This window comes from Lactobacillus sp. ESL0785, assembly GCF_029395455.1.
GTDB lineage: Bacteria > Bacillota > Bacilli > Lactobacillales > Lactobacillaceae > Lactobacillus.
Window position 1 is genome coordinate 1,020,826 of sequence record NZ_CP113916.1, and the last position, 12,010, is coordinate 1,032,835.

At 39.7% G+C, this 12,010-nt stretch carries 14 protein-coding genes; 3 read left to right on the top strand and 11 right to left on the bottom strand.

What is annotated here, in order from left to right; translation table 11 throughout:
- Position 1 precedes the first annotated feature (1 nt).
- From OZY43_RS04935 to OZY43_RS04945, 3 genes are all read right to left on the bottom strand, one after another.
- On the bottom strand, positions 2 to 1,756 hold the full coding sequence (locus OZY43_RS04935) for an ABC transporter transmembrane domain-containing protein (RefSeq protein ID WP_277163962.1): 1,755 nt from the start codon (positions 1,754 to 1,756) through the stop codon (positions 2 to 4).
- A gap of 68 nt (positions 1,757 to 1,824) precedes the next feature.
- Positions 1,825 to 2,043, bottom strand: coding sequence for a YneF family protein (locus OZY43_RS04940; protein WP_277163963.1), 219 nt, complete (start codon positions 2,041 to 2,043; stop codon positions 1,825 to 1,827).
- Between the two features lie 70 nt (positions 2,044 to 2,113).
- Positions 2,114 to 2,362 (bottom strand): DUF896 domain-containing protein, encoded by a 249-nt coding sequence (locus tag OZY43_RS04945; RefSeq protein WP_277163964.1) that lies wholly within the window; start codon positions 2,360 to 2,362, stop codon positions 2,114 to 2,116.
- Positions 2,363 to 2,506: 144 nt separating this feature from the next.
- On the opposite strand from OZY43_RS04945, the gene lexA reads away from it, so the two are divergent.
- On the top strand, positions 2,507 to 3,130 hold the full coding sequence (lexA, locus tag OZY43_RS04950) for a transcriptional repressor LexA (RefSeq protein ID WP_277163965.1): 624 nt from the start codon (positions 2,507 to 2,509) through the stop codon (positions 3,128 to 3,130).
- A gap of 30 nt (positions 3,131 to 3,160) precedes the next feature.
- Here lexA and OZY43_RS04955 read toward each other — a convergent pair whose 3' ends face one another.
- From OZY43_RS04955 to ylxM, 8 genes are all read right to left on the bottom strand, one after another.
- Complete coding sequence (locus OZY43_RS04955) at positions 3,161 to 3,811, bottom strand: uracil-DNA glycosylase (RefSeq protein WP_277163966.1); 651 nt, start codon at positions 3,809 to 3,811, stop codon at positions 3,161 to 3,163.
- Positions 3,812 to 3,995: 184 nt separating this feature from the next.
- The gene (locus tag OZY43_RS04960; RefSeq protein WP_277163967.1) at positions 3,996 to 4,760 is read right to left on the bottom strand and encodes a nucleoside phosphorylase; all 765 of its coding nucleotides are present in this window, start codon (positions 4,758 to 4,760) and stop codon (positions 3,996 to 3,998) included.
- A gap of 104 nt (positions 4,761 to 4,864) precedes the next feature.
- Complete coding sequence (gene rplS / locus OZY43_RS04965; RefSeq protein WP_277163968.1) at positions 4,865 to 5,212, bottom strand: 50S ribosomal protein L19; 348 nt, start codon at positions 5,210 to 5,212, stop codon at positions 4,865 to 4,867.
- Positions 5,213 to 5,327: 115 nt separating this feature from the next.
- Positions 5,328 to 6,050: a tRNA (guanosine(37)-N1)-methyltransferase TrmD gene (gene trmD / locus OZY43_RS04970; protein WP_277163969.1), complete on the bottom strand. Its 723-nt coding sequence runs from the start codon at positions 6,048 to 6,050 to the stop codon at positions 5,328 to 5,330.
- Positions 6,040 to 6,555, bottom strand: a complete 516-nt coding sequence (gene rimM / locus OZY43_RS04975) for a ribosome maturation factor RimM (RefSeq protein WP_277163970.1) — start codon at positions 6,553 to 6,555, stop codon at positions 6,040 to 6,042. The genes trmD and rimM overlap by 11 nt, the downstream gene beginning before the upstream one ends.
- A 69-nt stretch (positions 6,556 to 6,624) precedes the next feature.
- Positions 6,625 to 6,897 carry a 30S ribosomal protein S16 gene (gene rpsP, locus OZY43_RS04980; protein WP_277163971.1) on the bottom strand — a complete coding sequence of 91 codons (273 nt, stop codon included), beginning with the start codon at positions 6,895 to 6,897 and terminating at the stop codon, positions 6,625 to 6,627.
- A gap of 82 nt (positions 6,898 to 6,979) precedes the next feature.
- Positions 6,980 to 8,407 carry a signal recognition particle protein gene (ffh, locus tag OZY43_RS04985; RefSeq protein WP_277163972.1) on the bottom strand — a complete coding sequence of 476 codons (1,428 nt, stop codon included), beginning with the start codon at positions 8,405 to 8,407 and terminating at the stop codon, positions 6,980 to 6,982.
- A 4-nt stretch (positions 8,408 to 8,411) separates the two neighbouring features.
- Positions 8,412 to 8,753, bottom strand: coding sequence for a YlxM family DNA-binding protein (gene ylxM, locus OZY43_RS04990; protein WP_277163973.1), 342 nt, complete (start codon positions 8,751 to 8,753; stop codon positions 8,412 to 8,414).
- Between the two features lie 202 nt (positions 8,754 to 8,955).
- On the opposite strand from ylxM, the gene OZY43_RS04995 reads away from it, so the two are divergent.
- Both OZY43_RS04995 and OZY43_RS05000 read left to right on the top strand, forming a co-directional pair.
- Positions 8,956 to 10,383, top strand: a complete 1,428-nt coding sequence (locus tag OZY43_RS04995) for an amino acid permease (RefSeq protein ID WP_277163974.1) — start codon at positions 8,956 to 8,958, stop codon at positions 10,381 to 10,383.
- Between the two features lie 150 nt (positions 10,384 to 10,533).
- The gene (locus OZY43_RS05000; protein ID WP_277163975.1) at positions 10,534 to 11,958 is read left to right on the top strand and encodes an amino acid permease; all 1,425 of its coding nucleotides are present in this window, start codon (positions 10,534 to 10,536) and stop codon (positions 11,956 to 11,958) included.
- Positions 11,959 to 12,010: the final 52 nt, after the last annotated feature.

Below are 12,010 nucleotides of genomic sequence, written 5' to 3' on the forward strand. Positions count from 1 at the left end.
TTTACTCACCCACCTTCTCTTCTAATTCCTGCTTGTGCCACATTGCTGCGTACCAACCATTGGCAGCAAGTAATTGTTGATGCGTGCCGCGTTCAACAACCGCACCATCTTTTAAAACTAAAATCAGGTCAGCATTCATTACTGAAGTTAATCTATGCGTTGCAATCATCGTTGTCTTACCAGCGCGTTCTTTAGCCAGCGATTTTAAAATTGCTATCTCAGTTCGGGCATCGACTGCTGATAACGCATCGTCCAGCACCAAAATTTGACTTTGTTTAAGTAATGCCCGCGCAATCGCCATCCGCTGCTTCTGACCGCCAGAAAGTGAAACCCCATTTTCACCGACCAATGTTTGATAGCCAGCTGGCATTTGCAAAATATCATCATGTAAATCACTCTTTTTAGCTGCACTAATAATTGCAGCATCTTCAGTATCAGCTTGCGCAAAAGCAATATTTTTTTGAATAGTCGTTGAAAACAGATAATTATTTTGCGGCACATACGAAATTTGGCGTAATAAAACATTAAGCGAAATTGTACGAATATCGTGGCCGTTTAATGTAATCTGACCATCATATTTATCAAATTCACGTAATAACAATTGAATAATTGTCGTCTTACCTGAACCGACTTTACCTACTAATCCCAAAGTTTGCCCTTGCTTTAACGTAAAATCAATCTGGTGAAGTACGGGAATTTGCGGTTCATCGGGGTAAGCAAACGAATTAATTCGATAATTTAAATCACCAACTAAATCGTTTGCCTTCAAGCTTTCATCGGCATGTTGATCGGTAATTTGCGGCTGCTCATTCAGCAACTTTTCAACTCGGTCATAACTGGCACTGCCTCGCTCCAAAATATTAAATAAGTAACCAATGGCAAACATCGGCCAAACCATGTTACCAATGTAGGCAATAAAAGAAACTAATTGCCCAATTGTTAAAGCCTTATTAACTACCAGCAACCCGCCATAAATAATTGTAATCGTGTATGTTAGACCGATAATAATTGTCCCTAGCGGATCAAACAAGGCATCCCACTTGAAGACTTTTTTATTAATCTGAATGGTATCAGCAACCATTTGGTCAAAAGCTACTGTGTCCTCTTGTGCCTGCCCAAAAGTCTTAATGACTTTTATTCCTGAAACTGACTCTTGAGTTTTATTATTTAAGCGTGAAAAAGCAGCCTGGGACTTGTCAAAGGCATCATGTAAATGATTACCTAATTGCCATGCTCCCCACGCCAAAACTGGCAGTGGCAATAAAGCAACAATTGTCAATCGCCAATCAACAAAAATAATCATCGCAACCATGGTCGATACACTCATAATTAACGAATCAACCAAGGTCAACACACCAGCGCCAGCTACGTCTTGAATTGCCGACACATCATTTGTCGCGTGGGCCATCAGGTCACCAGTGCGATGACGCTGATAAAAAGTACGATCCATAATCATAAAGTGGTGAAATAATTTAGACCGCAACTGCCGCTCTAATTCTGCTGCACCACCCCAAATTTGTTTGCGCCAAAAATAGCGAAAACCATATAAAAGTAACGCCGCGACAATAATTGCTAAAATCAATATACCGTATTGTATCCAATTAATGTGTCCCTGATCGAGCTGATCTGCCATCAAGCCTAAAATTCGTGGCGGCACTAAATTTACTACTGAAGTCAAAGCTAAAAAGGTAATACCAATTAAATATCGCTTCTTCTCCTTCTTAAAAAACCAACCTAGTTTAAAAAATATACTCATTTTATTCCTATCTGATTTGCATAAAAAAAGACGAGGACAATCCCCGTCTTTACTAGTCAATCTTAAGATTAATTATTTTGATGCTTCATCATGTTCATCACTTGGTTAACCTTCTTAGCAGATGGCTTTTGTCCCATTTGTGACATCATCGCAACAATCATATCTTCACTGATTGGTGGATTTTCCTTAAAATATTTCTTCATGTATGATCTTGCACCATAAAAGCCACCAATTAAGCCGACTAATAGTGCAACAATAATTAAAACAATTGCTAATGGCAAATTCATAAAAATTAACTCCTCAAATTATTCAATAGTTCTATCTTACCTAAACTTGCGCCAAAATTAAAGATTAAAATTAATCTTTTCTTAGACCTTTACGTCTTTGTGCCTGTTTAGCCTTTTCTGACGTAATTTCCTTACCATTTTTATCTAAAATAACCATATCTTCAACGTTTTGCTTAAAACTAGCCCGAAAATTCTTTAAAAATTCTTGGTGCAGCTTCTTACGTTCCTCTTCTTCTTCGGCATTAAGACCAGTAGCTTTTTTCTTACGATATAGCTCATTAATCCGGTCAACCATCTTTTTTTCATCATTATCAGTCATAATTTACACCTCTTATTAAAAAAGTTTACCGTATTTACTCACAGAAAAAAAGTTTGAGTCCTTAGAACATTTGTTTGTATTCAAGATTAATTTTTGGTAAACTAAATTCATAGAAAATTTATTTGATAGTAATGGGGAGAAATTATGTCACTTAATCATGATTCTAAACAATTAGAAATATTACGCTATATTTATAAAACCGTTGAAGATCGTGGTTTCCCACCTACTGTGCGTGAAATTTGTGCAGCTGTCAAACTCTCTTCAACTTCAACTGTCCACGGTCATTTGTCAAGACTCGAACGTAAAGGGCTTTTGATTAAAGATGCAACTAAACCTCGAGCTCTTGAAATCACTGCTGAAGGTAAGAAAGTTTTAGGCATTAAGCCTACTGAAATTCCGATTGTTGGCGTAGTTACGGCCGGACAACCAATCTTAGCTGTTGAAGATATTGAAGATTATTTCCCTCTACCACCAGATTTAGCCAACGATGCTGGTGACCTCTTCATGTTAAAAGTACACGGCGAAAGTATGATTAATGCTGGTATTTTAAGCGGTGATAATGTTATTGTGCGCAAGCAAAGCTCTGCTATCAACGGTGAGATCGTGGTGGCAATGACTGAAGAAAATGAAGCTACTGTCAAGCGCTTTTATAAAGAGAAAGACCATTACCGCTTGCAACCAGAAAACGATATGATGTCCCCAATCATTCTTAATCGCGTGCAAGTCCTCGGTAAAGTTGTAGGTCTTTATCGAAATAATATTAATTAAACCTATAATTGACTAGAGCTTAACTAAGCTCTAGTCTTTTTTAATATTTACGTATGGTTTTAAAGCGAGCCAATCCTGCTTAATATCTTCTGTCAATTTTCGATTATAAAAAATTGCAGCCGGATGATATTGAAATGCAACTGTATACTTTTCATGCGACCATTCGTACCCTGTTTCCTGCTGATTTAACTGCAAAATCGGAGTATTTTTTATTATTTGGCCATGTTCCTTAGAAATACTGTGCCCCGCACCTAACAGACGCTCAATTGCTGTGCCACCAACTGTGACGATAACTTTAGGCTGCGCATAAGCAACTTCATAATCAAAAAAGGGCGCATGGGCTAACATTTCTTTTTTAGTCGGTTTACGGTTAGGATGCTTGATAACTTCCTTATTTTCCTTTTTACTAAATACCTTTTTAGTTGTGTAAGGGCGACTACGCACAACACTAGTAATATAAACATCATCTCGTCCAAGTCCAATTAAAGCCAGCGATTTCATTAATTCCTTACCTGAACTACCATGAAACGGGACATGGGAAACAATTTCATCTCGACCCGGAGCTTCTCCAACAATCATTAGTGCTGGATGTTTAGGTCCCGCACCTTCATTTAATCCCTCCAACTTCATTCCTTGCGACCGAAGCTGTACTTTTTCTATTAACCATTTTGGATACTTCATCACGTATTATCGCTTTCATTTCAAGACATTTGAGACTTTCCACATCTACTAGACAATCTTATTTCACAAACTTTTTGATAATAATTTCATGCTATCGCTTATATATCAACCTTTATATTTTTGATTGTGAATTTTTATAGAGTTTCACATTAGTTCCACGACAGTAATTTTCACAAGCATTATGCTAGATTTTAAACAAAATTTGTGCTCCTAATTGCAAAGCTATATCGTGTGCCTCCCTACCCCAGCCGCGGTCCTCATGCTTTTCTAAATCACTTAAAGAGTCCGCCGTAAACAGGATTTGCGCAAAATCTACCTGGCGAAAGTTTGCGCACGCGGCTAAGGCTGCACATTCCATTTCAACGCAAGAAGCACCCAACTCCTTAAACTGCTTAACTTTAGCTGGCGTCTCGCGGAAAAAACCATCGGTTGTCCAAGTGGTAACTTCTTTTACTTTAAAATTATTCTGCTGCATTAGCTTTTCTACTCGTCGTAAATAAGGACTTTCTAAGCTAATAAAATTATCTGCTGACGCGTAATGAAATGACGTTCCTTCATCACGAATTGCCCTAATTGGCACCAAAAAATAATTTTCCGGCAAATTAACCAGTACGCCAGCAGAACCAATGGCAATAACCTGCCTTACACCATAACCGATTAACCAATCAAGCAATTCCACAGCTGCCGCAGCACCAATCTTTGCCTGACAAAAGGTGATTTTTTCATTTTCTAGCTGCACCTCATAAATTTTGGTTGGACCCTCAAAGCACTCAAATACACCAATTTCTTGATGCTCGTACCCTACCAAAAATTCAGCAATTGCCTCAGAAGTAATAAAGGCAAATAATAATTTCTTAGGAAAATGATAATCAAGCTCAGTGCGCTCATGGTTGGGATCTAGCACGGCGCTAGGACTTGGATCAAATTGCATTAAAAACGGTTCACTCATTTTATCACTCTCCAATTATAGAAACATATTTTTATCGTACCACAAGTAACAAAAAAAGAACCATCTTTTTAAAAGATGGTTCTTTTTTAATGGTAAAGTGCGAATTAACGACGCTTTTCTGCGATTCTTGCAGACTTACCATGACGTTCACGTAAGTAGTAAAGCTTAGCACGACGTACACGACCATGACGCAATACTTCAACCTTAGCTACACGTGGGTCGTTAACTGGGAAAGTACGTTCAACACCAACACCAGAAGCAATCTTACGAATAGTGTAAGTTGCAGCAATGCCAGTACCCTTTCTCTTAATTACGACACCTTCGAACATCTGAATACGTTCATGAGTACCTTCAACAACGCGAACGTGAGCACGAACAGTGTCACCAGCGCGGAAGTCAGGAATATCATCACGTAATTGTTCTTTAGTCAATTCTTGAATTAATGGATCCATATTTTCTCCTTCTGCGGCGTTCATCAGCGCTACCTGCGTCAGCGGAACACCCATAACTCTTAGTGTAGCTGTAATAGCTGCACTTGGAATAGTTTAACAAACTTAATTTATTAAATCAAGTCTTGTCTTCTTCTTTAAATTCTGCAAGCCAATCTCGTTCTTCCGAGCTTAAATCATAATTTTCCAGCATATCTGGACGTGCCTGATAAGTTACTCTTAATGCTTCTTTATGGCGCCACTCAGCAATTTTTTGATGATTACCTGATGTCAGAACCTCAGGAACCTCTAATCCCGCAAAGTTTTCCGGCCGTGTATATTGTGGATATTCAAGCAAGCCGTGTGAAAAACTTTCTTCAACTGGCGAAGCAGCATTACCCAAAATTCCCGGTAATAACCGTACAGTAGCATCAATCATACTCATTGTTGGTAATTCACCACCAGTTAAGACATAATCACCAATTGACACTGTCTCATCAGCCAAATCGTAAATCCGTTGGTCAAAGCCTTCATAATGACCACAAATAAAAGTCAAATTTTCTTCTTTAGACCATTTTTGCGCCATTTGCTGGTTAAAGGTCTGACCTTGCGGGGCAGTAATAATTACTTTACCTTTATTGGTTAACGAATCCAATGCTTTTTTAATCGGCATAATCTGCAAAACCATCCCGGCACCACCACCATAAGGCGTATCGTCAACATGATGATGGCTATCACTAGTAAAATCGCGAAAGTTAACCAGATTAAGCTGCCACTTGTTATCTTCTAGTCCCCGTCCTAGCATTGAAGTTTTTAGCGGTACGAACATATCAGGAAAGAGTGTTAAAACATTAATCTTCATCGCGTAACCCCGCCATTAATTCAACATAAATCTGCTTGGCTGGAACATCAATTTTCTTAACTACATCATCAATATAGGGAATTAAATATTCATTGCCTGATTCCTCTGTTATCTGCCAGACATCATTAGCTCCAGGAGATGCAATCTCTGTCACCTTACCCAAATTTGCGCCAGTTAAATTATCGATCACTGTACAGCCTAAAATGTCACGATAATAATAAGTGCCAGCTGGCAAATCATGCTGCTCATCTTCACTTATAACCAAGGTCTGACCCTTTAATTGCTCTGCCTGATCAATATCGCTAACTTCTGCGAATTGAATAAGCCAGCCTTTTTTGAAAGGACGACCATTTACCACCGTTAAAACACGTTTGTTATCTTCTTTGAGAGTTAATTTACTGCCAGGAGCAAACCGTTCTTCAGGGAAATCAGTTACTAGGACAACGTTAACTTCACCCTTTAAGCCGTGTGTTGCCACAATATGTGCTACATCATAAAAGTGCATGTATTCTCCTAAATCCAAGTAAGAAAAAAGTTTGAAGTATTATACTCCAAACCTCTAACTACAAATTCATTATTTGCTTTGTTTTGCTTCGTGCAACTTCTTCATCAAGCCAGCACCTGAAAGAAGTGATCTAACAGTATCTGAAGGTTGTGCACCCTTTTGCAGCCATTCAAAAATCTTGTCTTCATCAAGCTTTAATTCCTTTGGGACTGCAACTGGGTTGTAGTAACCAACTTCTTCGATGAAACGACCATCGCGTGGCATTCTTGAGTCTGCAACAACGATTCTGTAAAATGGGTTTCTCTTAGCACCCATCCGGCGCATGCGAATTTTTACTGACATAAATAATATCCTCCTAAAACTTAACGATTACTAATATAGCATCTTTTGCCGCAGGTGTAAAGTGTTTTTACTTAACAGGTAATTATGAATGATACCGTTTGATCTTCATGCGCTTTTTCTTGTTCTTTTTAAACTTTTTACCCATTCGCCGCATTGCCATCTTGGCCATTGGTGAGTCCATTCCGGGCAAATTACTCATGCCCTTAAAATTACCTTTGGTAATCTTACTCATCATCTCGCGGGCCTGCTTAAATTGCTTAATCATACGATTAACTTCAACCACTGGTCGACCAGAGCCTGAGGCAATTCTTCTTCGCCGACTTGGATTAAGTAATTCTGGATCTTCACGTTCAGCCTCTGTCATTGAAGACACAATGGCTTTGACATGCAAAATTTGCTTTTTATCAATATTGATATTCTTTAATTGCGGATTATTAGCAAGTCCTGGAATCATTTTCATGACTTGGTCAAGTGGTCCCATCTTTTCAACTTGGTCAAGTTGATCAACAAAGTCGTTAAAATCAAAGGTATTTTCCTTCATCTTTTCGGCAACTTGTTCGGCCTTTTTGGCATCATAATCTTGCTGAGCCTTTTCAATCAAAGTCAGCATATCACCCATGCCCAAAATCCGCGAAGCCATCCGGTCTGGATGGAACTGTTCTAAGTCTGTCAACTTTTCGCCTTGACCAGTAAAGATAATCGGCTTACCTGTAACTGCCCTAATCGACAGTGCCGCACCACCACGGGTATCACCATCAAGCTTAGTTAAAATAATTCCGGTAATATCTAAGCGACTATCAAAGCCCTTAGCGACATCAGTTGCAGCTTGACCGGTCATCGCGTCAACGACTAACAAGATGTTGTCTGGCTGTGACACCTGCTTAACCTGCTCAAGTTCTTCCATTAACGGTTCGTCAATTTCCAGACGACCAGCCGTATCAATAATTACGTAGTCATTTTTATTGGCATCAGCTTGTTTTAACCCATTTTGCACAATTTGGGCAACGTCTGACTGGTCTTTTTCACTATAAACGGGAACCTTCAATTCGGCACCGATTTGTTCAAGCTGGGCAATTGCGGCCGGACGATAAATATCGCCGGCAATTAACAGCGGCCGAGCTTTTTCTTTTTGCATCAACCGATTAGCTAACTTACCAACGGTGGTTGTCTTACCAGTACCTTGCAGACCGACCATCATAATAATAGTTGGAATATGCTTGGACTTATTCAGACCGACAGCACTCTCACCCATCATCTTGGTTAACTCATCATTAACAATTTTAATGACCTGTTGGCCCGGATTTAAACTTTCCTGGACCTCCTTACCTAAGGCCTCTTCCTTGATTTTTTTAATAAAATCTTTAACAACCTTAAAGTTAACGTCGGCTTCAAGCAATGCTAGCCGAATTTCACGGCTGGCATTATTAATGTCTTCTTCAGAAATTTTGCCCTTGCCAGTTAAATTCCGCAACGCTTTTTGAATTCGTTCACTTAAATTTTCAAAAGCCATTGAGTCATTCTCCCCTCATTTTTCCTAATAATTGCTTAATTTTAATTAATGCTTCTTCATGCTGATCCTGGGCGACTGCATCAGCAATTGCCACTAACTTTTGCTCTATTTCATTATAGTCTTTATGCATGTGCAGTTTTGCTTCATAATTGGTTAAAAGTTTTCGGCAGCGGCGCAGATTATCATAGACTGCCTGCCGTGACACATTGTGGTTAGCAGCAATTTCGCCCAAAGAAAGATCATCATAATAATAATCTTCAAAATAACTTTGCTGACCCTTAGTTAGGAGCTGACCATAATATGCGTATAAATCGCCCAATAATTCATTTTTAACGAGTTCGTCCATTACTTTCACCTTGAACCAGTATAGCAAAAAAGCGATGATTTGACGATTGCCAGCAGCAACTCTTAGCAAATTTTATTGATTTTGGATAAAAAAGCATTTGCGATTATCTGACCGTTTTCTTATGATAATTAAACTTGCACAGTTAGAAGCATTTGTGTAAGCTTCTTTATATTGATTCTAAAAATTCTAAGGAGAATAAAAAGTGAATTTATGGAAAAAAATTAATCGTAAGGAAGACCCGCGGGTCTATGAACAAAAAGATGGCCAGCTAGTTCGCTCGCTTACTGTAAAAGACTTTTTGGCACTTGGTGTCGGAACTATCGTTTCTACCTCCATCTTTACTTTACCTGGGGAAGTAGCGGCACTGCATACAGGGCCAGCTGTCGCCATTTCTTGTGTCTTAGCAGCCATTGTTGCCGGCATTGTTTCTTTTGCTTATGCGGAAATGGCAGCAGCTATGCCTTTTGCTGGTTCCGCATATTCTTGGATTAATGTTGTCTTTGGCGAAGTGTGGGGTTGGATTGCCGGTTGGGCACTTTTAGCGGAATATTTTATCGCCATGTCATTTATCGGTTCGGGGATTTCGGCCAATTTTCGTGCCCTTATTGCTCCCTTAGGCTTAAAGTTGCCGGCTGCTTTAGCCAATCCCTTTGGTGTTCATGGCGGAGTTATCGATCTCATTTCAATTGTCTCGATCTTTTTAGTTTCCCTGTTGATTAGTCACGGGGTATCTGAGGCATCTCGAGTTGAGAATGCCCTTGTTGCCCTGAAGGTCTTGGCAATCTTACTCTTTGTTATTGTTGGTATGACCGCAATTAAAAAGGCTAACTTCATTCCATTTATTCCGCATTATCGAGCAACTGCCAACGGTCCTTTTGGCGGCTGGCAGGGAATTTATGCCGGTGTGTCCATGATCTTCGTATCATATCTAGGCTTTGATGCAATCGCGGCTAATTCTGCCGAAGCCAAAAACCCAGAAAAAACCATGCCCCGCGGAATTGTCGGTTCACTATTAATTGCCGTTGTCTTATTTGTTGCCGTTAGTCTGGTGCTAATTGGCGTTGTCCCTTACCAGAAATATCTCGGTTCTGCAGAACCAGTTGGTCTTGCTCTGCGGTCAATCGGTCGCGGGACAATCGCTACAATCGTGCAAACAATTGCTGTTTTCGGTATGTTTACCGCGCTAATTGGTCTCTGCATGTCAAGTTCAAGATTAGTCTACTCCTTTGGCCGCGACGGCATGCTACCCAAAAAATTAGGTAAATTAAATAGTGATAAAAGACCTAACAATGCCCTATGGACAATTACTGTCGTGGCAATTTTAATTAGTGCCTTTTTACCATTTTCATTCCTAACACAGCTAGTTTCAGCTGGCACACTGATTGCTTTCATGTTTGTTTCCCTAGGTATTTATCGCTTAAGACCACGTGAAGGCGCTGATATTGCTAAACCCGCATTTAAAATGCCCTGGTATCCTGTACTGCCATTCTTAGGATTTTTGGGATCACTCATTGTCTTTATGGGACTCGATACACAGGCTAAAATTTACGCAATTATTTGGTTTGTCATTGGATTAATTATTTATTTCTCTTATGGATTAAAACATTCAGTAATGAACCAGAAAAATTAACTTTGATATTTTCAACTTTTAAAAAACGCAGCTAGACGACTTAGCTGCGTTTTTACTTTGTTAAATTTGACGATTAAAATCTTTTGCATTATTATTAATTATTATTTAATTTAATTATCAAAAAATCATTATTTTATGGAGGTAATTTATTTGAAGCTTTGGCAAACAATGAATCGCAAAGAAGACCCTAATATTTATCAAGAAAAAGATGGTCATTTGGTACGGACCTTAAAAGTCCGCGATTTTTTGGCTCTTGGCGTTGGAACAATCGTTTCCACTTCAATCTTCACTCTTCCGGGAGAAGTGGCAGCACTGCACACAGGACCAGCAGTTGCTATCTCTTGTGTTATTGCCTCAATCGTTGCTGGTCTAGTGGCATTTGCTTATGCCGAAATGGCAGCAGCAATGCCTTTTGCCGGTTCGGTCTATTCATGGATTAATGTCGTCTTTGGTGAATTTTGGGGCTGGATTTCCGGCTGGGCCCTATTAGCCGAATATTTAATTGGTATGGCCTTTGTTAGTTCAGGCTTGTCAGCTAACTTGCGGGCACTAATTGCTCCCTTAGGCTGGAAGTTGCCGGCAGCCTTAGCCAACCCACTAGGTGTTAACGGCGGTGTAGTTGATCTGGTAGCTCTAATTGCTATTATGCTGGCCGCAATTTTGGTTAGTTTTGGTGTATCCAAAGCATCCCGCGTTGAAAATATCTTAGTTGTTGTTAAGGTTCTAGCAATCGTACTTTTTGTTGTTGTCGGTTTAACAGCAATTAAAGCTGCTAATTTCGTGCCGTTCATCCCGCATTATCGAGCAACTGCCAACGGTCCTTTTGGCGGCTGGCAGGGAATTTATGCCGGTGTTTCAATGATTTATATTTCTTTCTTGGGCTTTGATACAATCGCCTCTAACTCTGCTGAAGCAATTAACCCGCAAAAGACCATGCCTCGCGGAATTATTGGCTCATTATTAATTGCCGTTGTCTTGTTTGTAGCAGTGAGTTTAGTACTTGTCGGCATGGTTCCCTACCATCAATATCTTAACTCTGCCGAGCCTGTTGGTTATGCTTTACGCCAAACCGGTCACGGCGGCGTCGCAATTATTGTTCAATCCGTAGCAGTCTTGGGTATGTTTACCGCCTTAATTGGCTTATGTATGGCAAGTTCACGGCTAGTCTATTCTTTTGGTCGTGATGGCATGTTGCCAAAGAAACTGGGCAAGCTTAATCAAGACCACCGCCCAGCAACAGCATTATGGACAGTAGCAATTATTTCCATTATTATTTCTGCTTTTATTCCATTCGCCTTTTTAACTCAGTTAGTATCTGCGGGGACATTAATTGCCTTTATGTTTGTTTCAATTGGTATTTATCGTTTACGACCACGCGAAGGTCACGACATTTCTGATCCTGCATTTAAAATGCCGCTTTATCCAGTTTTGCCGTTTCTTGCATTCTTAGGATCCTTTGCAGTTTTCTTAGGCCTCGATAGTCAAGCCAAGGAGTACATGCTAGTTTGGACAATAGTCGGTATCATCATTTATTACCTCTACGGCATGCACCATTCTGCAATGAATAAGCAATAACTTTTAACTAAACAAAAAAGGCTTAACCAGCACGGTTAAGCCTTTTTATTTA

Excerpts from the sequence above, each read along its gene's own strand:
- rplS (WP_277163968.1), bottom strand. The coding sequence starts at position 5,212 with ATGGATCCATTAATTCAAGAATTGACTAAAGAACAATTACGTGATGAT.
- trmD (WP_277163969.1), bottom strand. The coding sequence starts at position 6,050 with ATGAAGATTAATGTTTTAACACTCTTTCCTGATATGTTCGTACCGCTA.
- OZY43_RS04935 (WP_277163962.1), bottom strand. The coding sequence starts at position 1,756 with ATGAGTATATTTTTTAAACTAGGTTGGTTTTTTAAGAAGGAGAAGAAG.
- OZY43_RS04955 (WP_277163966.1), bottom strand. The coding sequence starts at position 3,811 with ATGAAGTATCCAAAATGGTTAATAGAAAAAGTACAGCTTCGGTCGCAA.
- OZY43_RS04960 (WP_277163967.1), bottom strand. The coding sequence starts at position 4,760 with ATGAGTGAACCGTTTTTAATGCAATTTGATCCAAGTCCTAGCGCCGTG.
- lexA (WP_277163965.1), top strand. The coding sequence starts at position 2,507 with ATGTCACTTAATCATGATTCTAAACAATTAGAAATATTACGCTATATT.
- rpsP (WP_277163971.1), bottom strand. The coding sequence starts at position 6,897 with ATGTCAGTAAAAATTCGCATGCGCCGGATGGGTGCTAAGAGAAACCCA.
- OZY43_RS04945 (WP_277163964.1), bottom strand. The coding sequence starts at position 2,362 with ATGACTGATAATGATGAAAAAAAGATGGTTGACCGGATTAATGAGCTA.
- ylxM (WP_277163973.1), bottom strand. The coding sequence starts at position 8,753 with ATGGACGAACTCGTTAAAAATGAATTATTGGGCGATTTATACGCATAT.
- ffh (WP_277163972.1), bottom strand. The coding sequence starts at position 8,407 with ATGGCTTTTGAAAATTTAAGTGAACGAATTCAAAAAGCGTTGCGGAAT.
- OZY43_RS04940 (WP_277163963.1), bottom strand. The coding sequence starts at position 2,043 with ATGAATTTGCCATTAGCAATTGTTTTAATTATTGTTGCACTATTAGTC.
- rimM (WP_277163970.1), bottom strand. The coding sequence starts at position 6,555 with ATGCACTTTTATGATGTAGCACATATTGTGGCAACACACGGCTTAAAG.